Source organism: Leucobacter celer subsp. astrifaciens, from assembly GCF_001273835.1.
GTDB classification, from domain to species: domain Bacteria; phylum Actinomycetota; class Actinomycetes; order Actinomycetales; family Microbacteriaceae; genus Leucobacter; species Leucobacter celer.
This window is the reverse complement of the sequence record NZ_JHEI01000135.1, coordinates 84,512-107,740: the sequence shown is the minus strand read 5'-3', so window position 1 is coordinate 107,740 and position 23,229 is coordinate 84,512. Positions and strand designations below refer to the sequence as shown.

The 23,229-nt window shown below is 71.3% G+C and carries 19 protein-coding genes; 7 read left to right on the top strand and 12 right to left on the bottom strand.

The genetic code is table 11. From position 1 onward, the window contains the following. The first annotated feature begins 94 nt into the window (after positions 1-94). Positions 95-2,461: a CDP-glycerol glycerophosphotransferase family protein gene (locus AMS65_RS07025; protein ID WP_053383457.1), complete on the top strand. Its 2,367-nt coding sequence runs from the start codon at positions 95-97 to the stop codon at positions 2,459-2,461. Positions 2,462-2,488: 27 nt separating this feature from the next. Here AMS65_RS07025 and AMS65_RS07020 read toward each other — a convergent pair whose 3' ends face one another. Together AMS65_RS07020 and AMS65_RS07015 are read right to left on the bottom strand one after the other, a co-directional pair. After that, complete coding sequence (locus AMS65_RS07020; protein ID WP_053383456.1) at positions 2,489-3,259, bottom strand: SDR family NAD(P)-dependent oxidoreductase; 771 nt, start codon at positions 3,257-3,259, stop codon at positions 2,489-2,491. A 4-nt stretch (positions 3,260-3,263) separates the two neighbouring features. Next, on the bottom strand, positions 3,264-4,334 hold the full coding sequence (locus AMS65_RS07015) for a glycosyltransferase family 2 protein (protein ID WP_053383455.1): 1,071 nt from the start codon (positions 4,332-4,334) through the stop codon (positions 3,264-3,266). 44 nt (positions 4,335-4,378) lie between these two features. Here AMS65_RS07015 and AMS65_RS07010 point away from each other — a divergent pair, with 44 nt between their 5' ends. Further along, positions 4,379-5,614 (top strand): hypothetical protein, encoded by a 1,236-nt coding sequence (locus tag AMS65_RS07010; RefSeq protein WP_053383454.1) that lies wholly within the window; start codon positions 4,379-4,381, stop codon positions 5,612-5,614. Position 5,615: 1 nt separating this feature from the next. Here AMS65_RS07010 and AMS65_RS07005 read toward each other — a convergent pair whose 3' ends face one another. Beyond that, positions 5,616-6,374: an ABC transporter ATP-binding protein gene (locus tag AMS65_RS07005; protein WP_053383453.1), complete on the bottom strand. Its 759-nt coding sequence runs from the start codon at positions 6,372-6,374 to the stop codon at positions 5,616-5,618. Further along, positions 6,374-7,162 (bottom strand): ABC transporter permease, encoded by a 789-nt coding sequence (locus AMS65_RS07000; RefSeq protein ID WP_394324720.1) that lies wholly within the window; start codon positions 7,160-7,162, stop codon positions 6,374-6,376. The genes AMS65_RS07005 and AMS65_RS07000 overlap by 1 nt, the downstream gene beginning before the upstream one ends. A gap of 145 nt (positions 7,163-7,307) precedes the next feature. Here AMS65_RS07000 and AMS65_RS06995 point away from each other — a divergent pair, with 145 nt between their 5' ends. The 3 genes from AMS65_RS06995 (at position 7,308) to AMS65_RS06985 (ending at position 10,179) form a co-directional block, all read left to right on the top strand. After that, on the top strand, positions 7,308-8,210 hold the full coding sequence (locus AMS65_RS06995) for an ABC transporter ATP-binding protein (protein ID WP_053383451.1): 903 nt from the start codon (positions 7,308-7,310) through the stop codon (positions 8,208-8,210). Then, complete coding sequence (locus AMS65_RS06990) at positions 8,180-9,751, top strand: hypothetical protein (RefSeq protein ID WP_053383450.1); 1,572 nt, start codon at positions 8,180-8,182, stop codon at positions 9,749-9,751. Before AMS65_RS06995 ends, AMS65_RS06990 begins: the two co-directional genes overlap by 31 nt. Before the next feature lie 161 nt (positions 9,752-9,912). Next, the gene (locus AMS65_RS06985) at positions 9,913-10,179 is read left to right on the top strand and encodes a DUF3039 domain-containing protein (RefSeq protein ID WP_053383449.1); all 267 of its coding nucleotides are present in this window, start codon (positions 9,913-9,915) and stop codon (positions 10,177-10,179) included. A 23-nt stretch (positions 10,180-10,202) separates the two neighbouring features. Here AMS65_RS06985 and AMS65_RS06980 read toward each other — a convergent pair whose 3' ends face one another. The 4 genes from AMS65_RS06980 to AMS65_RS06965 are packed head-to-tail and all read right to left on the bottom strand — an operon-like array spanning position 10,203 to position 17,482. Continuing rightward, entirely contained in the window at positions 10,203-11,537 is a 1,335-nt protein-coding gene (locus tag AMS65_RS06980) for a nicotinate phosphoribosyltransferase (protein WP_075200892.1), read from the bottom strand. 30 nt (positions 11,538-11,567) lie between these two features. Then, positions 11,568-15,194, bottom strand: a complete 3,627-nt coding sequence (locus tag AMS65_RS06975; RefSeq protein ID WP_053383448.1) for an error-prone DNA polymerase — start codon at positions 15,192-15,194, stop codon at positions 11,568-11,570. Positions 15,195-15,203: 9 nt separating this feature from the next. Continuing rightward, on the bottom strand, positions 15,204-16,835 hold the full coding sequence (locus tag AMS65_RS06970) for a DNA polymerase Y family protein (RefSeq protein WP_053383447.1): 1,632 nt from the start codon (positions 16,833-16,835) through the stop codon (positions 15,204-15,206). Then, a complete protein-coding gene (locus AMS65_RS06965) occupies positions 16,832-17,482 on the bottom strand; it encodes a hypothetical protein (protein ID WP_053383446.1) in 651 nt (216 codons plus the stop codon). The genes AMS65_RS06970 and AMS65_RS06965 overlap by 4 nt, the downstream gene beginning before the upstream one ends. 98 nt (positions 17,483-17,580) lie before the next feature. Between AMS65_RS06965 and AMS65_RS06960 the strand changes: the two genes are divergently transcribed. Together AMS65_RS06960 and AMS65_RS06955 are read left to right on the top strand one after the other, a co-directional pair. Next, positions 17,581-17,904, top strand: coding sequence for a DUF2469 domain-containing protein (locus AMS65_RS06960; RefSeq protein WP_053383445.1), 324 nt, complete (start codon positions 17,581-17,583; stop codon positions 17,902-17,904). A 117-nt stretch (positions 17,905-18,021) separates the two neighbouring features. Then, complete coding sequence (locus tag AMS65_RS06955) at positions 18,022-18,609, top strand: murein hydrolase activator EnvC family protein (RefSeq protein ID WP_083451544.1); 588 nt, start codon at positions 18,022-18,024, stop codon at positions 18,607-18,609. 153 nt (positions 18,610-18,762) lie between these two features. Here AMS65_RS06955 and AMS65_RS06950 read toward each other — a convergent pair whose 3' ends face one another. From AMS65_RS06950 to AMS65_RS06935, 4 genes are read right to left on the bottom strand one after another with little or no spacing between them, the layout of a single operon-like run. Further along, positions 18,763-19,719 (bottom strand): tyrosine recombinase XerC, encoded by a 957-nt coding sequence (locus AMS65_RS06950; RefSeq protein ID WP_053383443.1) that lies wholly within the window; start codon positions 19,717-19,719, stop codon positions 18,763-18,765. Positions 19,720-19,723: 4 nt separating this feature from the next. After that, positions 19,724-21,043: a DNA-processing protein DprA gene (gene dprA, locus AMS65_RS06945; protein ID WP_241489370.1), complete on the bottom strand. Its 1,320-nt coding sequence runs from the start codon at positions 21,041-21,043 to the stop codon at positions 19,724-19,726. Beyond that, the gene (locus AMS65_RS06940) at positions 21,040-22,581 is read right to left on the bottom strand and encodes a YifB family Mg chelatase-like AAA ATPase (protein ID WP_053383442.1); all 1,542 of its coding nucleotides are present in this window, start codon (positions 22,579-22,581) and stop codon (positions 21,040-21,042) included. The genes dprA and AMS65_RS06940 overlap by 4 nt, the downstream gene beginning before the upstream one ends. Continuing rightward, on the bottom strand, positions 22,578-22,946 hold the full coding sequence (locus AMS65_RS06935) for a YraN family protein (RefSeq protein ID WP_053383441.1): 369 nt from the start codon (positions 22,944-22,946) through the stop codon (positions 22,578-22,580). Before AMS65_RS06935 ends, AMS65_RS06940 begins: the two co-directional genes overlap by 4 nt. Positions 22,947-23,229 lie beyond the last annotated feature (283 nt).

Here is a 23,229-nt window from a genome sequence, read left to right as displayed (position 1 = left end):
CGGGTAGCGGTACGGCTCCTCGAAGACGCCGCGAGCGGGTTCTCCGGATCCCCGCTCGCGGCGTTCCCATCCCCGATGGCCTAAGGTGGATCCGATGAGTACCGCCGGATTCAGCTTCGCGAGCGGCAACCTCGAGAAACTGCTCGCGCTCCCCAAGTACCTGCTGTCGTTCATCCTCTCCTGGTTCGTGTCGCGCGATGCGCGCCGCTGGGTGTTCGGCAGCGGCATCGGGGTCGGCGAGGGCGCCCTCGCCCTCGCCCGCGCGCTGCGGCAGGAGGAACCGGAGGCAGGCATCGTCTGGCTCGTCGCCGACGAGGCCGAGGCGGAGGCCGCGCGCGCAGAGGGCTTCGAACCCGTCATCCGGGTGAGCCGAGCGGGATACTGGGCCACGCTGCGGGCCGGGCAGATCGTCGTCACCCACGGTCTGGGCGACGCCAACCGCTTCGGCGTCCACGGAGCGACCGTCGTGCAGCTGTGGCACGGCGCACCGCTCAAGCGGCTGCACCTCGACTCCCCGGTGACCACCGCCGTGCGCGGACCCGCCCCCGTCCGCGCCCTGCTGCGGCGCATGTACCTCGCGGGCTCCCGGGAGGTCGACCTCTTCGTCGCGGGATCGCCGATCGCCGCCGAGCGGCTGCGATCCGCCTTCCGCGTCGACCCGGGCAGGGTGCGCGTGCTGGGCGATCCGCGCGATGATGCGCTGGCGGCGCAGACGCGGGATCCCGATGCAGCCCGCGCGTCCCGCAGCAGCCTGCTGGGGCTGCTCGCGGGAGCGGAGATCGGAGACGACGCGACCGTGGTGCTCTACGCGCCCACCTGGAGGGACGGCGAGCCGGATCCCGCCGTTCCCGACGCCGCGGAGGCGGAACGCATCCGGCAGGCGCTCGAGCGTGCGAACGCCCACCTCGTGATCCGGTCGCACCCGCTCGGCAGCGGAGCCTACGAGGGGCTGCTCGGCGACCGCGTCCACGCGCTCGGCAGCGACGTGGTGCGCGACGCCACCCCGCTGCTCGGGGGCGTCGACATCGTGGTCACCGACTACTCCTCACTGGCCCTCGACTTCTCGCTGCTCGGGCGCCCCATCGTGTGGTTCGCGCCGGATCTCGAGCGCTACGCGAGCACCCGCGGCCTCTACGAACCGCTCGAGGTCACGAGTGCCGGCCGGGTGCTGCGCGACTGGGCGGCGGTGGCCGACAGGATCGAGGAACTGGTGCCCGGATCCCGCGCCGCCCGCGCCGCAGCGGCCGACACCCGGGCACTCGCAGCACGCTTCCACGCGCACCCCGAGGGAGACGCGGCTCGTCGGGTGCTCGCCGAGATCCGGCGCCTGCGGCTCCCGCCTCGCGAACTCGTCGATGCCGACGCCGCGTTCTTCGAGAGCTTCTACGGCCGGCAGGTGAGCTGCAATCCGCTGGCGATCGACCGGGAGATCGCGCGCCGCTTCCCCGGGATCACCCGCTACTGGAGCGTGACGACCGAGCGCCAGTCGGTGCCGGAGGGCGCGATCCCGCTGCTCGTGGGAGGGCGGGAGTGGTTCGCCGCTAGGCGCCATGCGCGCCTGCTCGTGGTGAACGACTGGCTGCGGTACGGATTCCGGCGGCGACCCCGGCAGACCGTGCTGCAGACGTGGCACGGCACCATGCTCAAGCACCTCGCCCTCGGACGCCCGGCCGTGGGACTGCGCACCCGGATCGCGATCCACCGCGAGAGCCGCCGCTGGAACCTGCTGCTCTCTCAGAACCCGCACTCCACCGAGCAGTTCCGATCCAGCTACGCGTTCCGCGGCGAGGTCCTCGAGACCGGATACCCGCGCGACGACCGGCTCGCCCGATCGATGGTGGGGGAGGAGCGCAACCCGATCGAGGTGAGCACAGCCCGTGCGGCGCTCGGCATCGACCCGCGCACCCGGGTACTCGTCTACGCGCCCACCTGGCGCGACGGCGGGATCACCCTCGTCGACGATCTCGACGTGCGCCGCCTCGCCGACGAACTGGGTGATGACTGGACGGTCGTGGCGCGGGGCCACACGCGAACGCACGCCTTCGGCAGCTACGGCGCCGGTGGGCGGGTGCTCGACGCCTCGCAGCACCCCGAGGTGAACGACGTGATCCTCGCGGCGGATCTTCTGGTCACCGACTACTCGTCGATCATGTTCGACGCCTCGGTCGCCCGGGTGCCCATGGCGTTCTTCGTGCCGGATCTCGCGTCCTACCGGGACCGCGAGCGCGGTTTCACCCTCGACTTCGAACGCGAGGCGCCGGGGCCATTGCTCGCCCGGCGGTCCGAACTGGTGGATCGCGCCCGCGAGATCGCGGAGCGCGGGGCGGACGCGGCGTGGGTGCAGGAGCACGCCGATCGGGCTGCCGCCTGGCGGGCGCGCTTCAACCTCCACGACGACGGCGGGGCCGCCGAGCGGGTGGTCGACGCACTCGTCGAGCGGGGTGCGCTGCCGGCATCCTGACGGGCGCGCCGGGCGCGGCGAATCGTCTCAGGCGTCCCGATCGTTCGTCGTGGTCAGCCGCTCGAGCAGCCGGTCCGGGAGCGCTCGGGTGAGCGGCGTCGTGAGCCGGTAGCGCCAGTCGGAGACGACGACGCGGCGGCCGCGGTGCAGCCCGCGGAGCCCCTCGCGCGCAACGCGCGCCACCGGGGCCCAGGCGAGGCGGGGCAGCGCGGGCAGGTGATCGGCACCCATGCGCTCGTGGAACTCGGTGTCGAGCAGCCCCGGGCACAGCACCGTCACGCGCACGCCGCGCCGGCGGTACCTCGCCCGCAACGAGCGCGACAGCGACACGAGCCCCGCCTTCGCCGCACCGTAGCTGCCCGCCGGGGTGAACGCGGCGACGCTCGCCACGTTGAGGATCCAGCCGCGGCCGCGCCGCAGCATCCCCGGCACGGCCGCGTGGCAGAGCCGCAGGGGCACCCATGAGAGCAGCTCGTGCAGCCGGCGCTCGTCGGCGAGGTCGCTCGCCTCGAAACCGTCGTACACCCCGAAGCCCGCGTTGTTGATCAGGATGTCGACGGGGTCGTCGTCGAGCTGCAGCCGCGCCGCGACCCGATCCTGACCCGGCTCCTCGGTGAGATCGGCCGCGAGCACCTCCACGCGCACGCCGTACCGATCCCGCAGCCGCGCTGCGATCGCCTCCAGGCGGGCCTCGTCGCGCGCGACGAGCACGAGGCCGACCCGCTTCGCGGCGAGCTGATCGGCGAACTCCAGTCCGAGCCCCGTCGAGGCTCCGGTGATGAGTGCGGTGCGCGTCACGTGCTCACACCCGCGAGCGGTCGACCACGCGGCCGCCCCCGAAGAGGAGGCCGCGGAGGAAGCCGGCGCCCCAGCTCAGATGCATGGTCACGAGGGCGACCGCGGTGAGCAGGCGATCGCGCGCTCCCCGCTGATCCGGGATCCGGATCACGGCGAAGACGATCCCGAGCAGATAGCACGCGGCGGGGGCGAGCAGCAGCGGCCAAGCCGAGGCCCAGGAGAGCAGCCCCGCCGTCAGCAGCACGAGCGCGACGATGCTCGCGGCGATCCCGAGTACGAGCGCCCCGGGGGCGAAGAAGCGCCAGGGATTCGCCCGGCCGTAGCGCCGCACGAGCACTGCGCGCCAGGTGCCGGTGGCGAAGAACTGCCGCGCGAGGTCGCCGAACGAGGCGCGCGGCCAGTAGGTGACGCCGAGCGCGGGCTCGAACCACACCGTGTAACCGGCGCGGCGCAGCCGCAGATTGAGCTCCCAGTCCTCGCCGCGCAGGATCGTGGGATCGTAGCCGTGCACCGCCTCGACGGCCTCGCGCCGGAAGATGCCGAGGTACGCCGACTCGGCGGGGCCGGCCGTGCCGTCGCCGTGGTAGGCGCCTCCGCCGAGGCCGAAGGGGCTGTTGTAGCCGCGTGCGATCGCGCGCTGCACCGCTCCGCGCCCCGCAGCGCGCATGACGCCGCCCACGTTCGCCGCGGCCTCGCGTCGCAGCGCCGCGATCCCGAGCCGCGTGTAGTCGGGGGTGAGCTCCGAGTGCGCATCCACGCGCACCACCACCGGGTGCCGGCTCCCGGCGATCGCGCGGTTGAGTCCGGCGGGGATGTCCCGCTCCGGGTTGGCGACGAGGCGCACACGGGGATCCTCGGACGCGAGTCGACGCGCGATCTCGTCGCTGCGGTCGCGCGAGGGACCGAGGGCGAGCACGATCTCCTTCTCGCCGGTGTAGTCCTGGGCGAGGATCGTGCGCACCGCGTTCTCGAGGAACGCCTCCTCGTTGAGCACGGGCATGACGTAGCTCACGGCGGGCTGGCCCGGCAGCGAGGAGAGCTCGGGATCCGGAGTCTCGGACGGGGAAGACGGCATCACCTCAAGATACTCCCACAGGATTCGCCGACTACCCTGGAGGGATGCAATTGGCGAAGGATGCGAAGCGCGCGGTGCGTCTGGCGAAGCGAGTGCTCAAGGGGCGTCGGGCGTACTTCGATCTGAGGAACCTGCTCGCCGACCGCGGGCCATTGACGGAGCAGCACTACCGGGTCGGCGTCTACTTCGCAGACAGCGACGTGAACATCTACCAGATGCGGCAGTGGTACGCGCCGCTGCAGGAGCTCTCGAAGAGCATCCCGGTGCTCGTGCTGGCGCGCAACGCGGCGGGAGCGCTCCAGCTCACGCGCGAGAGCGGTCTCGAGGTCGCCTTCGTGCCGAAGGTGACCGACATCGAGCGCGTCGTCGAGAGCCAGAGGCTCGACGTGATCCTCTACGTGAATCAGAACACGCGCAACTTCCAGATGATGCGCTACGGCCGGCGCTGGCACGTGTTCGTCAATCACGGCGAGAGCGACAAGATGTACATGACCAGCAACCAGCACAAGGCGTACGACGTCGCGCTGGTGGCGGGCGACGCGGCGCGCGCCCGCCTCTCGAAGACGCTGTGGGACTACGACGTCGAGCAGCGCACGATCCCCATCGGCCGCCCGCAGGCCGATCACCTGGGAGGCCGGCCGCCGTTCGAACCCGATGACCGCACCGTGGTGTTCTACGCGCCGACCTGGGAGGGGGACCGGCCGGCCGCGTGCTACGGATCCGTCGCGACGCATGGCGAGGCACTCGTGCGCGGACTGCTCGGCACCGGGCGGCACCGGGTCGTGTATCGGCCTCACCCCCGCAGCGGCGTCGTGGACGCCGAGTTCGGAGCGGCGAACCAGCGCATCATCGCGATGCTGGAGGAGGCGAACAAGCAGGATCCCGCCGCGCAGCACGTCTACGACGACTCGCCGGCGCTCGGGTGGCAGCTGAGCCTGCCGGACGTGGCGATCTGCGACATCTCGGCGATGGTCTACGACCGGCTCGCCACGGGTAAGCCGCTCATGGTCACGCGGCCGACGGCCCCGGAGGCGTCGGTCGACGAGGGCGGCTACCTGAGCGTCTGCGAGTGGCTCGACGCGGGGGAGACCCGCGACATCGCCGAGGTGCTCGACCGGGTGATCGGCGACGACGAGGCCCGTGAGCGTCTCGGCACCTGGTCGCAGCACTACTTCGGAGACACGTCGCCCGGTGCGCCGACCGCTCGGTTCCACGCGGCGATCGACGCGCTGCTCGAGAAGGCCGAGGAGTGGCGGGAGCGGAGCCGGGAGCGGAGCTGAGTCAGGCGGGGTGATCGCTGTTGTAGCGATCCAGCACGGCGTCGATGGGGCCGTCGAGCGCGAGCCGGCCTCCGTCGAGGTAGAGTCCGCGGCTGCAGAACCGTCGCAGGTCGCGCTCGTTGTGCGAGACGAGGAAGAGCGTCTTGCCCTCCGCCAGCAGCTCCTCGATCCGCCGGTAGCACTTGGCGCGGAAGGCCTTGTCGCCCACCGCCAGCACCTCATCGACCAGCAGCACCGGTTCGTCCAGCTGCGAGATGAGCGAGAAGGCCACCCGCACCTTCATCCCGCTCGAGAGGTGTTTGAACGGGGTGTCGATCACGTCCTCCGCGCCGGCGAAGTCGATGATCGAGTCGAATCGCGCGGCGATCTCGCGCTTGTCGAGTCCGTGCAGACCCGCGGCGAGATGCACGTTGTCGCGCACGGTCAGGTCGCCGACGAAGCCCCCGGTGATCTCGATCAGCGGCGCGACGCCGCCGCCGACCTGCACACCGCCCTCGTCCGGGAACAGCACCCCGGCGACGAGTTTGAGCAGTGTCGACTTGCCCTGGCCGTTGCGCCCGACCACGCCGATGGCCTCGCCGGCGCGCACGTCGAACGAGACGTCGCGCAGCGCCCAGAACTCGCCGGGACGGTTGCGGCGCGAGCGCCCGGCGAAGAGATCCTTGAAGCTGCGCCGGGACCCCCGATTGCGCCGGAAGCGCACGCCGAGCCCCTGCGCCGAGATGATGGTCTGCCCGGTGACGGTCGATGCGACCCCCATTACAGCTCCTTCAGAACGCCGCCGATGGTTCGGCGGAAGACGATCACGCCGACGGCGAGGATGGTGAGCGAGAGCGCGGCGGAGACGCCGACGAGCGGCCAGTTCAGCTGATCCGGGAAGAAGCCCGCGCGGAACAAGGCGAAGATGCCGGAGAGCGGGTTGAGCCACGCCAGCGGTTGCGCGAAACCGGGAAGATCGGCGGCGCCGTAGATGACCGGTGACGCGTAGAAGAGCACCCGCAGGACGAGCTTCGCCGCCCGCTCGAGATCGCGGAAGAACACGGTCAGCGGGGCGATGATGAGCCCGATCCCGAGCGTGAGCGCGGTGAACAGCAGCACCGCGACGGGGAACAGCAGCAGCCCCCAGCCGGGTTTCGCGCCCGTGGCGATCGCGAAGGCCGCGAGCACCGGCAGGCTGAGCAGGAACTCGATCCCCTTGGAGCACACGATGCGCCCGACCCAGATCCAGTGCGGCAGCGATACCGAGCGCACCAGCTTCACGTCGCGCAGGAACGCGCGCGTGGAGTCCGAGACCGCGCCGTTGAACCACACCCACGGCAGCATCGCGGTGAGCAGGAAGACGATGTAGGGTTCCTCGCCGACGGTGCGCGAGAAGACCTGGGTGAAGATGAACCAGTAGATGAGGCTCATCAGCAGCGGATCGAGGATCGACCAGAGGTATCCCAGCAGCGAGGTGGAGTACCGCACCTTCAGGTCTCGTCGGCTCAGCAGCCACAGCGAGGACCACGCGCTCGCGCGCAGCGGCCGGAGCTCGGAGGAGGAAGTCACAACAGCTATTCTGCCGGTTCGGAGCGCTGCCGCGCGCATCGGAGGCTGTGCGACGCGACGCCCGGCCGTCGCGGCGCGCGGAATGGTTCTCGATGCACACCCGGTGCACACGTTGCAGTCCCGATGATTTGCTAAATTAGAACCCGTGCCGCCCGAAACCACCTCTGCCCTGCCCATTCCCGAAGCGGAGTCGGAGGGGCGATCGCCGCGCACCGGTCGTATTCAGGTGCCGGTACCCTCTGTGGTGCGGGCCCGGGAGCGCGGGCGCCTGGCGGAGCAGAACCCCGTGGTGCTGCGCACCGAGATGCTCACCAAGACCTACGGGAGCCTCGTCGCGGCCGGGGACGTGTCGATCGCGGTGCACGCGGGTTCGTTCACGGGCATCGTCGGCCCGAACGGTGCGGGCAAGACCACCACGCTGTCCATGATCAGCGGCCTGCTGCGCCCCACCTCCGGCCGAGTGACCGTGGGCGGCGTCGACGTGTGGTCCGACGGACCCGCGGCCAAGCGGCTCATCGGCACGCTGCCCGACCGGCTGCGGCTCTTCGACCGGCTCACGGGTGCGCAGCTGCTCTACTACTCGGGTGTGCTGCACGGCGTGCCCGAGGCCTCGGTGGCTCAGCGCTCGGCGGAGCTCGCCGCGGCCTTCGGCCTCGAGTCGGCGCTCGGCCGCCTCGTCTCCGACTACTCCGCCGGCATGCAGAAGAAGATCGCCCTCGCGTGCTCCATGATCCACGCGCCCGAGGTGCTCGTGCTCGACGAGCCCTTCGAGACCATCGATCCCGTTTCGGCCTCGAACGTCACCGAGATCCTGGAGAAGTACGTGGCGGGCGGCGGCAGCGTGGTCATGTCGAGCCACAGCCTCGACCTCATCCAGCGCGTCTGCGACCATGTCTCGATCATCGTCGACGGCAGCGTGATCGCGCAGGGCACGGTCGACGCGGTGCGCGACGGCCTCAGCCTGGAGGAGCGCTTCACGAAGATGACCGGGATGAGCGACGCGAGGAAGGGGCTCGAGTGGCTGCACGGCTCTTCCGACTCCGTCTAGCGCTGCTGGGAGGAGACTTCCGGGGGTCGTTCGCCAAGGGCCTGCGCACCTCGCTGTGGTATCTCGTCCTCGCCGCCGCCGCGGTGCTGCTGGCTTACCTCCCGGTGCGTCTGCTTCCCGCTGGGGAGGATCGCGCGCTCGTCGACATCATCGTCGGCTCGCTCGTGCTCGCCGCCGTCTTCCTGGTGCCGTTCTTCGAGAATCGACGCCATCTCGAGCCGCGGCAGTTCGCGCAGTTCCCCTCGAGCCCCGGCTCGATCGCACTCGCACTGCTCGTCACCTCGATCGTGAGCTGGCCGTTCCTGCTGCTCGCGGTGTGGCTCGTCGCGCTCGCCGTGCTGCGGCCCGAGTGGCATGAACCGGGCTGGCTCGCTCCGACCGCGCTCGTGCTCGCGGCGATCCTCGCCCTCTGCAGCGCCCGGCTGATGTCGGCGTTCTCCAAGCTCCTGGCGGGCCAGCGCTTCGCCGGCGCCGTGCGCACGGTCGGCGTGGTGCTGTTCGTCGCGTTCCTGCCCGCCGCGGTGTTCGCAGGGGCCACGGTGTTCGGTCCCGACGGCCGCGATGCCGCAGCCGATGCGGCGGAGGTGGCAGCCTGGACGCCGTTCGGCGCCCCGTTCGCGGCGCTCTCGCTCGCGGCATCGGGAGACGTGGACGGGGCGGTGCTGCGGCTCGCCGTCGTCGCCGGCGCGATCCTGCTGCTGGTGGGGCTCTGGATCCCGGTGGTCTGGGTGTCCAACCAGCACATCGAGCGGCCGGTGGATCCGGGCGCGGCGCGCACCGGTCTCGGCTGGTTCGAGCGCTTCCCGGCCCGGCCCTCGCAGGTGATCGCGGCGCGTCAGCTCACCTACTGGGCTCGGGATCCCCGGTACCGCGTCGCCCTGTTCGCGATCCCGATCGCTCCGATCGTCATGCTGCTCGCGTTCTGGGTGGCCGGCGCGGATCTGCGCACGCTGTCCCTGGTGCCGCTGCCGGTGATCCTGCTGCTGCTCGGCTGGTCGCAGCACAACGACGTCTCCATGGATTCGACCGCCATCTGGGAGCACGTGGCCAGCGGCATTCGGGGCCGTGCGGATCGCGCCGGTCGTCTCGCGCCGGTGATGATGCTCGGCGTGCCGATCGCGCTCATCGGATCGAGCCTCACCGTGACGGCGCTGGGCGACTGGCGGGTGCTGCCCGCCGTGCTCGGCATGAATCTCTCGGTGCTGTTCGTCTCGAGCGCCGTCTCGAGCGTCTTCTCGGTGATGATGCCGTACCCGACCACCCGCCCGGGCGACAGCCCCTTCGTGCAGCCGCAGTGGGCGGGATCGGGATCGGGGGTCGCCCAGACCCTGTCGATGCTCATCGCCCTCGTGCTGGTGGTGCCGCCGGTGTGGTTCTCGGTGATCGCGTTCATCGAGGTCGGCTTCATGGAGAACATCTGGGCCCTGGGGTTCGGCATCGGCTACGGCGCACTGGCGCTGCTGCTCGGGGTGCTCATCGGAGGATGGATCTTCGACCGCAGCGGGCCCGAACTGATCGCGGTGACGCAGGTCTTCGACTGATCCGACCACTCGGCCGAGCAGAAGACACGGGATCTGCCGTGCATATGCGATTCTGGGCAGGATCCGCCCTACCTTCCGCAGATCCCATAGCTATCGCGGGGCGCTGAGCGGCCGCCTCCGGTTTCCCCTCGGCGAAGCCGAGCGGGGAGTAGAATGGCCCCATGGGTATCTTCACACGTGGTGATTCCGGCGGCGGTGCCGATGTGCTCGATCGCGAGCTCGAGAAGCTGCTCGAGGACGAGCAGATCGAGGACGGCGATCACGAGCGCTTCTCGCACTACGTTCCGAAGGACAAGATCCTCGAGTCGGCCGTGACGGGCAAGCCGGTGCGCGCGCTCTGCGGCAAGAAGTGGACCCCCTCGCGCGATCCCGAGAAGTTCCCGGTGTGCCCCGACTGCAAGCGGGTCTACGAGCGGATGAAGGGCTAGCGACTCGAACCGCCCGGCAGTTCCTACCGGTACTCGGTGGGGATCGCGGGATCACCGCGGGTGAGACTCATCGCGACGAGCGGCAGTTCGCGCACCCGCATCGCGTGGCGCTCGCGGGCGGCTGCGATGCCCTCGGCGCCGGTGTGCTCGGTCTGCACCGCACCATCGACCGCGAGTGGTACGAGCACCTCGCGGGCGCTCCCGCCGGTCGTCTCGGCGAGCTCGGATCCCTCGCTCTCGCCGCCGGGCCCATCTCCCAGGAAGATCAGCTCGGCCGTGGCGACGCCGCGCGCATCGTACGCGCGGCGCACGCTCTTGCGCCCGCCCACGGAGGCCTTGTCGGCCGACTTCTTCGCGACCGAGACCCATTCGCCGGCGTCGTTCTCGTGCGCGACGAGTTTGTACACCATGCCCATCGTGGGCGATCCCGAGCCGACGACCACGGAGGTGCCCACGCCGAAGCTGTCGACGGGTGTCGCGGCGAGTGCTGCGACCGTGTGCTCATCGAGGTCGTTGGTCACGGTGATGCGCGTTCGGGTCGCGCCGAGCTCGTCGAGCAGGCGGCGCACGCGCGCGACGACGACGGGCAGGTCGCCCGAGTCGATGCGCACCGCCCCGAGCCCGGTGCCGGCGACCTCCACGGCCGTGCGCACGCCCTGCTCGATGTCGTAGGTGTCGACGAGCAGGGTGGTGTCGGTGCCGAGGGCCGCGATCTGCGCTGCGAAGGCGTCCCGCTCGCTGTCGTGCAGCAGGGTGAAGCTGTGCGCGGCGGTGCCCATCGTGGGGATGCCGTAGCTGCGGCCGGCCTCGAGATTGGAGGTGGCGCTGAAGCCCGCGATGTAGGCGGCGCGCGCTGCGGCGACGGCGCTGCGCTCACCGGTGCGGCGCGAGCCCATCTCGGCGAGGGGCTTGCCGCCTGCCGCGTGACTCATGCGCGAGGCCGCCGTGGCGACGGCCGAGTCGGAGTTGAGGACGCTGAGTGCGAGGGTCTCGAGGAGCACGCCCTCGGCGAAGCTCGATTCGACCGTGATGAGCGGGGACCCGGGGAAGAAGACCTCGCCCTCCGGATAGCCCCAGATGTCTCCGCTGAACCGGAAATCGGCGAGCCAGTCGAGCGCGGTGTCGCTCACGACGCGCTGCTCGCGCAGGAAATCGAGCTCGGCCTCGGTGAAGCGGAAGTGCTCGATCGCCTCGAGCAGTCGCCCGGTGCCCGCGACCACGCCGTAGCGTCTCGCGCCCGAGAGGCGTCGTGCGAAGAGCTCGAAGACGCTGCGCCGGTGCGCGGTGCCGGCCTGGAGCGCGGCGTCGACCATGGTGAGCTCGTAGTGGTCCGTGAGGAGGGCGGTCGAGGTGTGCACGCCGCCAGCATATCCGGTCGCCGCCGCGTGCTAGCGGAAATCCCGGGAGGTGACGCCCGCGGGCGAGGCGAGCGGTTCGAAGGCGTCGGCGATGACGTTGACCACACCCTCGGGGGAGCGCTCGAGCACGCCGCGGATCACGAGCGCGGGTGAGGATCTCGCGACGAGCCGGTTGCGCAGCCAGACATCCCGCCACGTCACGACGTTGACGCTGCCGGCCTCGTCCTCCAGCGTGACGAAGACGATGCCCCCGGCCGTGCCCGGCCGTTGGCGGTGCGTGACGAGGCCCGCGACCTCGACCACCGTTCCCGGGCGCGTGCGCCGTACCCGGTCCGAGCGCAGCACGCCCCGCGCGTCGAGCGAGTCGCGCAGCAGCGCGAGCGGGTGCGCCGCGAGCGGGATCCCCGTGGTCCACAGGTCGAGCGCGGTCTGCTCGGCGGGATTGAGCACGGGCAGCAGCGGAGGCTGCACGTGCACGGCGATGCCGGGCAGGAAACGCTCGCGGTTGTCCGCCGCCGGTGCGGCCGCCCAGAGCGCCTCGCGGCGTCCGATCCCGAGGCTCTCGCAGGCGCCCGCGGCGGCCAGCGCCTCGATCCTGCCGCGATCGAGATCGGCTCGGCGGGCGAGGTCCGCGAGATCCGCGAAGGGGGCCTGCTCGCGTGCCCGGACGATGCGCGTGGCCGCTTCGGTTTCGATGCCCCGGATCTCGGTGAGTCCGAGGCGCACCGCGAACGCGCCGTCGCGGCGGTGGGCGCCGCTCGTGTCCGGCGAGTCGGCCTCGAACGGGCCTGCCGCCGGCTGCGGGGCTGCGAGGCAGGCGTCCGAGCCGGTGGCGCTCGCGCGGCCCGCCGGGATCTCGCCCGCCTGGGTTCCGCTCGCCGGCGCCGTATCCGCAGGTCCCTCGCCCGATGGCCCCTCGTCGGCGAGGGTCTCGAGGTCCGTCTGGATGTTCGAGCACTGCACATCGGGCGGGCGCACCTCCACGCCGTGACGCCGGGCATCCTGCACGAGTTCGCGCGAGGAATAGAACCCCATGGGCTGCGAGCGCAGCAGCCCCGAGAGGAAGGCCGCGGGGTAGTGCAGCTTGCACCAGGAGCTGACGTAGACGAGCAGGGCGAAGCTGAGCGAGTGGCTCTCGGCGAAGCCGAAGTCGGCGAAGGACTTGATCTGCTCGTAGAGCCGGGCGGCGTCCTGGTCCGAGATGCCATTTTTCTGCATGCCGGCGAAGAGCTTCTCCTTGAGGCTGTCGATGCGCTCCTCGCCCCGCTTGGAGCCCATGGAGCGGCGCAGCAGATCGGCGTCCTCGGCGCTGCAACCGCCGATTGCCGTGGCCATCTGCATGAGCTGCTCCTGGAAGACGGGGACGCCCAGGGTGCGCTCGAGCACCGGTTCGAGCAGCGGGTGCGGGTAGGTGACGGTTTCTTGTTCATCCCTGCGCCGCAGGTACGGGTGCACCGCACCGCCCTGGATGGGGCCCGGGCGGATGAGCGCGATCTCGATGACGAGATCGTAGAACTTCCGGGGCTTCAGCCGCGGCAGGGTGTTCAGCTGGGCGCGGCTCTCGACCTGGAACACGCCGACGGCGTCGGCCCGGCACAGCATGTCGTAGACGCCGGGCTCCTCCCTGGGGATCGTGTCGAGCGTCCAGTGCTCGCCAGTGCTCTCCGCGATGAGATCCATCGTCTTCTGCAGGGCGCTCAGCATGCCGAGACCGAGCAGGTCGAACTTGACGAGGCCCATCGTCTCGCAGCTGTCCTTGTCCCACTGCAGCACGGTGCGGTCCGCCATGCGGGCGTGCTCGATAGGGCAGACCTCGCCCACGGGGCGCTCGGTCAGCACCATGCCGCCCGAGTGGATGCCGAGATGCCGGGGCGCTTTCATGAACTGCCTGGCCAGCTGCTGCACGGGGGCGGGGATCGGGCTGTCGGGATCGTCCTCGATGCCGCCCCAGCGTTCCAGCCCCTTGGTCCAGGCCCGTTGCTGCCCGGGGCCGTAGCCGAGGGCCTTGGCCGCATCGCGGATCGCGGCCTTGGGGCGGTAGCTGATGACGTTCGCGACCTGCGCCGCATTACGCCTGCCGTACTTCTCGTAGACGTACTGGATGATCTGCTCGCGGCGCTCGGAGTCGAAGTCGACGTCGATGTCGGGCTCCTCGTCGCGCATGCTCGAGAGGAAGCGCTCGAATGGAAGCTCGTAGAAGATCGCGTCGACGGCGGTGATGTCCAGCACGTAGCACACGGCCGAGTTCGCGGCGGATCCGCGGCCCTGGCACAGGATCCCTCTCCGGCGGGCCTCCTGCACCAGGTCGTGCACGATGAGGAAGTAGCCGGGGAAGTCCTTCTTCTCGATGATCGCGAGCTCCTGCTCGAGCCTGGCCCGGTGTCCCTCCGGGAGAGACACGCCGTAGCGACGCTCGGCCCCCTCCCACACGAGCCTCCGCAGCCAGCTCATCTGCGTGTGACCCTCGGGCAGCGCGAGCTTCGGCAGCTTGGGGCGGGCCGCCTTGAGCGGGAAGGCGAGTTCCCGGGCCAGGAGCACGGTGCGCGCGACCGCGTCGGGGTAGCGCGCGAAGCGGCGGAGCATCGCGGCTCCGCTGCGCAGGTGCGCGGCTCCCGAGGCGGGCAGATGAGGATCGAGCTCGTCGAGACTGCGGCGCGCTCGCACCGCCGCCATGGCCTCGGCCAGCGGGGCCTGGGCGCGGGAGGCGTAGTGCACGTTGCCCGTGACGATCGTGGGGAGCCCGAGCTCGGCGGCGAGGCCCGCCAGGCGGGCATTGCGGGGATCGTCGCCGGGGTGTCCGTGATGCGTGAGCTCGACGTAGACGTTGTCGGCGCCGAAGAGCGCGGTGAGGCGGTCGATCTCCGCCAGCGCAGGTATGTCGCCGGCCCCGCGGGTCGACGCGGTGACGGTGCTTCCGCCGGGTGCACCGGCCGCATCCAGCGCGCGCCGTACAGCGCCCTTGCGGCACCCCGTGAGGATCGCCCACTCGCCCCCGCCGGCAGCCGCGAGCGCCTCCAGGTCGTACACGGGGCGGCCCTTCTCGCCCCCGGCCAGCTGGGCCTCCGTGATCGCGCCTGCGAGTCGGTGGTATCCCTGTGCGCCGCGGGCGAGCACCAGCAGGTGCGTTCCGGCGGGATCGGCGGCCCCGAGCTGCGGCGCATCGAGCCCGAGGGAGAGCTCGGCCCCGTAGACGGTGAGAAGCGGGTTCCGGCCGGCTTCCTCGTCCTTCTGCGCCTGCGCCTCGGCGGCCTCCGCGAAGCGGGCGGCTCCGTAGAAGCCGTCGTGGTCGGTGAGTGCGAGTCCGGCGAGGCCCAGCCGCGTCGCCTCGGCGATGAGCTGCTCCGGGGAGGAGGACCCGTCGAGGAAGCTGTAGTGGGAGTGCGCGTGCAGCTCTGCGTAGGGCACCTCCGGATCGCGGGGCCGGTGCTCGGCACGGGGGAGCGGACCCGCGGGCTCCGGCATATCCACGGCCTCTGGCCCGGCTGCGGTCTCTGATCCGGCCGTGGTTTCTGAAGCGGGTGCGGCTTCTGAGGCGGCTGTGGTTTCTGTTCCGGCTGTGGCTTCGAAGCCCGGTGGCGGGGAACCCGGAGCAGGCGGGCGCAGTGAGAGTCGCCGCTCGAATTCGTCCCACGGCAGGGGCGAGTTGTTCCATCTCATCGCGGCTCCTCAGTCGTAGCGCCCCTCGGCGAGCCAGCGGTCTCCCTCGTGCAGCAGCAGCCAGGCGTCGCCGTCGGTGAGCTGCAGCTGCAGCCGGAAGCGCGCGGGGGCGTCCTTCCACCAGTGCTCGCGGATGGCCCAGGGCAGGGACCAGTCGCTCACCCGCTCATCGAACTCCGCGTTCGCCACGCGCAGGCGCGCCGGCTGCGCGGTGAGCAGATCCTCCTCGTCGATGCCCACGGGGAGGCCTGCCGCATCGGTGAGTTCTGCCGGAAGCGGCTCGGGGAACACCAGACTGGGTGTCGGCCCCACCACAGCGCCGGGCCAGGGCCCGGCGGCGGAGGCGCGCGATCCCCGTTCCCGGGCCCGGCCCGTGCTCCACGGGACGAGACGTTGACGTTCGGCGAGCAGCCGGCCTCCGATCAGCTCCATCGTGCCCACACCGGTGTGCCCGAGGCGACTCTGCACCCTGCTGAGATGGTGATGCACGCGCTCGTCGGGTTCGGTGCTCCACAACCCGGGCTCGTGGGCGGCAGCGCGGTCGGTGTGGGCGGGTGCGAGCCGCACGTGGGCGACTCCGGCGGCTTCCCGCCCGGTGTCTCTCGCAGCCGAGCCGGCGGACATCGCGGAGGCCTGCCAGCGCACCCGGTTCACCGCATCGGCGGCCGTGAAACGGTGCGGGTGCGACCACACCCGCTCATGCCGTACGCCGATATCGTCGGTGAGCTCGACGCGGAGCGCGGTGCAGACCAGGCGCTCGCCGGCGAGCCCGGACATGAGGCGTTCGGCGAGCGCCATGCAGGCGAAGGCGAGTTGATCGGCGTTGTCGAGGGGCGGTTCCAGGGCGAGCTCGACGGCGAGCTCTCCCGCCGGAGTGCGCGGGAGCACCTCGGAGCCGTGACGGGGACCCATGGCCGAGGCCCGCCGGTGCGCGGACACCCCCTCTGCGCCGAAGCGCTGTCGCACCGCGTCTTCAGGGAGCGCTGCCAGCGCGCCCAGCGTTCGGATGCCGAGGCCGTGCAGGAGTTCCGCGAAGCCCGGTTCCGCCGCACGTCCCACCGGAAGGGGACTGAGAAACGCCCGGGAGGTGCCGGGTGGAACGATGCGCACGCCCGTGTGCGGCTCGGTGACACCGGGGTCGGCCGAGGACGCGCGAGCGGCCTGCTCCGCTGCGAACCGCCCGTCGGCGATCCCGACCCGCGCCTCGGGCAGGTCGAGTTGCGATGCGAGTTCGAGAATCGCTGCGGCGGCGCGATCCTCGTCGCCGTAGTAGCGCGCCGGTCCGCGTGAACGGAGCGCGCAGAGCCCGGGACGGATCGGTTCGACACCCGGAACGAGGCGCTCGAGCGAGGCGAGCACCGGGGCGAAGCGGCGTTCGTCGACAGCGGGATCGTGGGGATGCACCTCCAGCGTCGGGCAGCGGGCCTGCGCCTCGTTCTCGCGCAACCCGACGCGCACCCCCTCGGCCCGGGCCGCCGCGGAGCAGGCGGTGACGCGCCGGTTGGCGATCAATGCGATGGCTCCGGCACCCGGGAGGACCGCCGCAGTCCGCTCCGACTCGCGCAGGTACGCGTGCACCGGCCAATCGGGCACCCAGAACACGATGATCCGCTCGGCGGTGGCTTTCTCGGCAGTGCTCATCGCGGCACCAGCCTGCGTACCGAGGGCGCTTCGGGATCCGCGATCGCGCCGCCCGTGAAGCGCACGATGTGCCGTTTCGCGCCGCGTCGATCCATCGTCTGCACGGCGAGCTCTCGCTCCTCGAGCAGACCGTGTCCGTGACCGAGCCCCCGCCACCGGGAGGCCGAGACGCGCAGCGTGCACTCCGCGCGGGGCCAGTCTCCCACCGCGACGAGCGCGGAGCCGTGCTCGCGGAGTCGCGCCGAGATCCGCTCGGCATCGCCTGGACGAGGAGGTGCGGGCGGGTGCAGCAGCACCACCGTGAGCACCTCGCTCAGCGCGCCCGCGAGGCCCAGCGCCTCGGATCCCGGGTGGGGCACGAGTACGCAGCGATCGAGTGCGACCCCGAGGGCGGCAGCGGCTTCGGCCCCGAACGCGGGGCAGCCGATCACCCCGCACCAGGAGCCGGCAGAGGAGGCCTCGGCCAGCAGCGACAGGGCCAGTTGCTGCGAACCCAGCACCGCATAGCTCGCGCCGCGACGCAGTGCGCCTCCGGGGAGCAGCGGCCTCAGCCCCGGCGCGGTGGGCAGTGCGCGATCGTCGAGCCGCAGCGGTTGCATCTCGGTGATGCGCTGCTGCAGCGAGCGGACGGTCGCGACGGAATTCATGCAGCAATATTCGAACATATGTTCGAATAAGTCAACCTCGGTGAGGGTGGGCGCGCCGGGCTCCGAGGAGCCAGCCGAGACGGCGTAGGATGGGGGAGATGAACGAGGACGAGCTAGACGATTACGAGCGCGAGGCCGAGCTGTCGCTGTTTCGCGAATACCGCGACATCGCCAGCCAGTTCCGGTATGTCGTCGAGACCGAGCGCCGCTTCTACCTGGCCAACGAGGTGGATCTCAAGCGGCAGGACGCCGGGAGCGACTTCTACTTCGAGCTCGCGATGACGGACGTCTGGGTGTGGGACGTGTATCGTGCCGACCGCTTCGTGAAGTCGGTGCGGGTGCTCACCTTCAAGGATGTGAACGTCGAGGAGCTCTCCGCCCGGGAGTTCTCGCTGCCGCAGGAGCTGGCGCTCGACGAGTAGTCCGAGCTCGCCACCGCGCTCCGCTCACAATCACTTCGTAAGGCCGGTACCGGAATCTTCTCCACAGATCCGCCTGAGGCGTCTCGAGCGTGAAGCGGGTTCTGCGAGAGTCGGTGCATGGTCCTACCGCGCACACTGCTGATAGCCCCGCTGCTGGCGATGATCACGCTGCTCGCAAACGGATCGGGGCCACCGATTCCGGGTCTCGCCGTGCAGCCCGGAGCACCGCAGAATTCAGCGCAGCAGAATCCAGCACCGCAGGGTCCAGTCGCGACGCTTGCACCGGGTGCGCTGTGGGTGCCGCCGATCGGAGGGCCGCTCGAGGTCTCCGGACCGTATCGTGCGCCGCCGCACCGTTACGGTTCGGGGCACCGCGGCATCGACCTGGCGGCGAGGCCGGGCGAAGCGGTCATCGCGCCTGCGGCGGGAACGGTGTCGTTCTCGGGCACGGTCGTCGACCGCGGCGTTCTGTCGATCAGGGTGGACGATCGCACCGTGTACACGCTGGAGCCGGTGCGCAGCGCGCTCTCGGTGGGTGAGGCCGTGGCGAGCGGGGCCGTGGTCGGCGAGGCGGCGAGCGGTGGCCACTGCCTCGCCGAGTGCGTGCATCTCGGGGTGCGCGTGGAGGGCGAGTACGTGAACCCGCTGCGCTACCTCCTGCAGCGTCCCGTGCTGCTGCCCCTGGGCCGAGCCGAGGCCGGCTGAGGCCGGCTGAGACCGGCTCGCGCCGGACCGGTCCCTGCCGCGCGCGACCGGGCTGCGGTGAGCACAGCCGTGTTGCGGTGAGCACGGCCGGGCTGCGGTGAGCACGGCCGGGTGCGGTGAGCGCCGTGAGGATCCGCCGAACCGCGGGCGACCTCAGGCGCGGGGGTGCGCCTGGCGGTAGTTCTCGGCCAGCCGCTCGGTGGAGACGTGGGTGTAGACCTGCGTGCTGGAGAGGCTCGAGTGCCCGAGCATCTCCTGCACCACGCGCAGGTCGGCACCGCCGTTCAACAGGTGCGTGGCCGCCGTGTGCCGGAAGGTGTGCGGCCCGCGGGGGCCGCCCCCGGGTTCCCGCTCGAGTTCGTGGGACACCAGACGGTATACGGTGTTGGGCCGGAGCGGCCCGCCGCGATTGCCGAGGAAGAGAGCGGTTCCATCGGGGCGCTCGGCCCGTGCCGCGAGCGCGGGGCGGGCCGCGTCGAGGTAGCGCTCGAGCGCTCGGGCCGCGGGCGCTCCCAGCGGGACGACGCGCTCCTTGCCTCCCTTGCCGAACACCCGCACCGTGCGTTCCCTGCGGTCGAGCCCGGTGACCGGGAGGGTGCAGAGTTCCGATACGCGCAGCGCGGTCGCGTACAGCAGTTCGAGCACCGCGTGATCGCGCAGCTGGGCCGGGTCTCCGCTCTCCGCTCTCCGCGCGGCGCGGTCGAGGATGCGTGCCATCTGCTCGTCCGCGAGCACTCGCGGCAGTTCGCGCGGAGCCTTCGGCGAGCGCAGTCTCGAAGCGGGATTGCCCGGAACCAGCCGGCGCAGTTCGAGCCATCCGCCGAACGATTTCAGCGTGGCGACGTTGCGGGCGAGCGTGCTGGGGGCGAGGCCCCGCTGCTGGCGATCCCAGAGCCAGCCGCGCATGAGCTCCAGGTCGCAGTCGGCGATCGTGGCGACCACAGCGGTTGCAGCGGTTGTAGTGGTTTCGGCGGCGTCGGCGGTGCTGCGGTCTGCGAAGAGCGCGAAGTCGTGCAGATCTCGCCGGTAGGCGCGCACCGTGTGCTCGGAGTAGCCGTATTCGAAGCGGACAGCATCGAGGAAGGAATCGATCGCCGCGGTCAACTGCATGCTCTCATTCTCGTCGCAGTAGCGCCCAGCGGCTCTCGCCCGACTCCGGCGTTTCGCGATGAGCGACGGCCCCGAGCAGTTCGAGTTCCGCGAGTGCGGATCGTGCTTCTGCGATCTCGAGACCTGCTCGGCGGGCCACCTCGACGACGTCGCGGCTTCCGCGCAGCGGCAGCGCATCGAGCACGCGCCGGTGCCGTGCCGGCTGTCTGGCGGTCTCCGGTGCGTCGGCCCCCCGTGAATCGAGGTCGAAGAGGGCCGGCTCGTCCGAGAGGCCGAGGAACTCGCGCGCCTCGGCGCCGTTGGTCACGAGCGTTGCGCCGTATTCGCGGAGCAGGCGATGGCAGCCCGCGGATGCCGCGCTCGTGACCGGGCCGGGAACCGCCCCGAGGGGACGCCCCAGCTCCGCCGCGTGCCCGGCGGTGTTGAGGGATCCGGAGCGAACGCCGGCCTCGGTGACGAGCGTGGCGCGCGCGAGCGCGGCGATCGAGCGATTCCGCTGCAGAAACCTCCAGCGCGTCGGAGCGGATCCCGGCACCATCTCGGAGCAGACGGCCCCCGAATCGACGATGCGCTCCAGCAGCGGACCGTGCGAGCTCGGGTAGGGCATGTCCGCTCCTCCCGCCAGCACGGCGATGGTGGGCGCGCCGAGCGCGAGTGCGGTGCGATGGGCGACCGCGTCGATCCCGTAGGCCGCACCGGAGACGATCGTCGTGCCGGCCTCGCAGACGCTCTCGGTGAGTTCCGCGGTGACGTGGGAGCCGTAGCCGGTGCAGGCCCGGGCTCCGACGACCGCGAGCGAGAAGCCCGTGAGGGCGGCGGGATCGCCTCGCACCCAGAGCAGCAGCGGGGCGTGATCGCCCAGGTCGGCCAGGGCGGACGGCCAGCCCTCCGACTCGGGGGTGACGATCCGCATGCGCGCCTCGAGGCCCCGCTCGATATCGGCGACGGTCGCAGAGCGGTCGAGCCGAAGCCTCCAGCGCCTGAACGCTCGTGCGAGCGCGGCGGGATCGGGGTCGGCCCCCGCGGCGGTGCGCACGAGTTCGCGAACGCGCGCGATCGGAGCATTCGACGCCAGCAGGTCGAGGGCCGGTACGGCTCCGAGCGCTCCGACGAGTCCGCCCGCGACCGCGTCGCCGGGCTCGACGAGCCTGGCCCACACGATCCGGGCCAGCAGCGTGTCGGCCGCCGTCTGCCCGTCGGCGTGGATCGTGTTCTCGACGGCGTCCCCGTCGGCGTCGGCGAGCAATCGGTCGAGTCGTGGGCGGAACTCGGAGTCGGCGCGGATCAGTCCCTCGGCGCTGCTCCGCGGATGGGGGCGATTCACCGGGCATCGCCTCCCCGGAGCACGAGCGCTCGGGCGACCTCGCTCCTGCCGGGTCGTTCGATTCCCGCGAGATCGGCGATGGTCCAGGCGACCCGCAGCACCCTGTCGTAACCGCGCAGGGTCAGTGATCCTCGCGCCAACGCACGATCGAGCACCGATGTGTCGGCGCGCGGCAAGCGCGCATCCCGACCGCGCAGCCAGTTGCCGGGAACCTCGGAGTTCACCGTCCAAGGCGTGTTGCGGAGCCGGTCCGCCGCACGAGCCCGGGCGTCGGCGATGCGTCGGCGCAGCTCGAGGCTCGACGGGGCGGCGAGGCCCGACTCGTGCTGCAGCACGCTCGATACGCGTCGCACCGTGAGGCGCAGGTCGATGCGGTCGCTGAGCGGCCCGGAGATGCGCTGCAGATACTTCACGCGTGTGCTGGGGGAGCAGCGGCAGGCTTGCGAGGTGTCGGGTGAGCCCGCGTTGCCGCAGGGACAGGGGTTGGACGCGAGCACGAGCTGGACGCGTGCGGGCAGCACGGTGCGCAGGCGCGCGCGGTGGATCTCGATCCGCCCCGACTCGAGCGGCTGCCGCAGCGCGTCGAGCACGCTGCGGGGAAACTCGGGCGCCTCGTCGAGGAACAGCACCCCGTGGCAGGCGCTCGTGATGGCTCCGGGGCGCACGCCTCCGCTGTCGCCGCCGCCGATGATGGATACGGCCGACGCCGTGTGGTGCGGAGCCTCGAACGGCGGGCGTCGCACGAGGCGGGTGAGCGGTGTACCGCCGAGCGCCGCGATACTGCTCGCCGTGAGCGATTCATCCGGTGTGAGGTCCGGGAGGATGGAGGGCAGCCGCGAGGCGAGCAGCGTCTTGCCCGCGCCGGGCGGGCCGAGCATCGAGATGTGGTGACGTCCGGCGGCCGCGACGGCGAGGGCGTCCACGGCTTCGGGTTGGCCCACGACGTCGGACATGTCGAGCAGGGGATCGGCGCTCGGCTGCTCGAACTCCTCGTGCGCCGGGCTCGCGGCCCCATCGAGCTCTCCCCGGTACCAGGCGACCGCGCTGGCGAGGTCGGGCACCGCGATGACCTCGATACCGGGCACGAGGGCGGCTTCGGCGCCGTAGGAGGCGGGCACCATGACGCGGTCGAAGCCGAGCGAGCGTGCGGCGACCACCGCCGGGAGCAGGCCGGCAGGTCGTCGCAGCTCGCCGTCGAGGCCGAGCTCTCCGAGGTGCGCGACCCCGGGGAGCCGGTGGGGCGGCAGGTGCTTCGAGGCGGCCAGCGCGGAGAGTGCGATGGCGAGGTCGAAGCCCGAGCCGTGCTTCGGCAGCGAGGCGGGGCTGAGGTTGATCGTGAGGAACCGGTCGGAGAGAGGCAAGCCGACCTGGGCGGTCGCCGTGCGCACCCGGAGTTTGGCCTCGGCTAACGCGGTGTCGGGCAGACCGATGATGGCCATGCCGGGAAGCTGCTGCGAGACCGCGGTCTCGACCATGACCGCGGTGCCCTCGAGCCCGGTGAGCGCGACCGATGCGGCGCGGCAGACCGCCGTGCTCATGAGATGCCCCGCAGATGCTCGATGCGCGGCTCGGCTCCGGGGCTGAGCGTGATGCCGATGGCGTCGACGCGCAATCCGCGGGCGCGAGAGCCGTACTCGCGAGCCCAGTCGAGCAGCAGCCGTTTCAAACGGTCCGCCTTCCGCGCGGTAATGGCCTCCAGCGGGTGGCCGTACCCCGAACCGCTGCGGGTCTTCACCTCGATCGCCACGAGCGCCCCGTCGTCGATCGCGATGAGGTCGAGCTCGCCGTGGCGAGTGCGCCAGTTGCGGTCGACGATCCGATAGCCCTGCTCCTCGAGGTAGTCCGCCGCGATCGACTCGCCGCGGGATCCGAGCGTCTGGTTGTGTGCTGCCGGTGGGTTCATGGGGCACCTCCTGGGCGCCCATCATCGGCGGTGGGGTGCGGTGCGCGAAAGACAATATGGTCCATTGTGGAGAGGTCGCCGTGAATCGCCGTATCTCGCTGATTGTGAGCGGAATGCGGGACATCGGGCGCGGCATCGCCGTTCATCCGCGTCGAGACCCTCGGGCGTTGGCCGGATCGGCCGTGACGGTGCTAAGCTAGATCCCGCACCTCGCAAGAGGTGACTTCGCGTGCCCGCTCATCGGCGCACCGCCATCGGTCTCCATTCGCACGGATCCTCGATC

Coding starts and splice junctions, on each gene's coding strand:
- AMS65_RS07025 (WP_053383457.1), top strand. CDS start 95: ATGAGTACCGCCGGATTCAGCTTCGCGAGCGGCAACCTCGAGAAACTG.
- AMS65_RS07015 (WP_053383455.1), bottom strand. CDS start 4,334: ATGCCGTCTTCCCCGTCCGAGACTCCGGATCCCGAGCTCTCCTCGCTG.
- AMS65_RS07010 (WP_053383454.1), top strand. CDS start 4,379: ATGCAATTGGCGAAGGATGCGAAGCGCGCGGTGCGTCTGGCGAAGCGA.
- AMS65_RS07005 (WP_053383453.1), bottom strand. CDS start 6,374: ATGGGGGTCGCATCGACCGTCACCGGGCAGACCATCATCTCGGCGCAG.
- AMS65_RS06985 (WP_053383449.1), top strand. CDS start 9,913: ATGGGTATCTTCACACGTGGTGATTCCGGCGGCGGTGCCGATGTGCTC.
- AMS65_RS06975 (WP_053383448.1), bottom strand. CDS start 15,194: ATGAGATGGAACAACTCGCCCCTGCCGTGGGACGAATTCGAGCGGCGA.
- AMS65_RS06970 (WP_053383447.1), bottom strand. CDS start 16,835: ATGAGCACTGCCGAGAAAGCCACCGCCGAGCGGATCATCGTGTTCTGG.
- AMS65_RS06965 (WP_053383446.1), bottom strand. CDS start 17,482: ATGAATTCCGTCGCGACCGTCCGCTCGCTGCAGCAGCGCATCACCGAG.
- AMS65_RS06960 (WP_053383445.1), top strand. CDS start 17,581: ATGAACGAGGACGAGCTAGACGATTACGAGCGCGAGGCCGAGCTGTCG.
- AMS65_RS06955 (WP_083451544.1), top strand. CDS start 18,022: ATGGTCCTACCGCGCACACTGCTGATAGCCCCGCTGCTGGCGATGATC.
- AMS65_RS06950 (WP_053383443.1), bottom strand. CDS start 19,719: ATGCAGTTGACCGCGGCGATCGATTCCTTCCTCGATGCTGTCCGCTTC.
- AMS65_RS06940 (WP_053383442.1), bottom strand. CDS start 22,581: ATGAGCACGGCGGTCTGCCGCGCCGCATCGGTCGCGCTCACCGGGCTC.
- AMS65_RS06935 (WP_053383441.1), bottom strand. CDS start 22,946: ATGAACCCACCGGCAGCACACAACCAGACGCTCGGATCCCGCGGCGAG.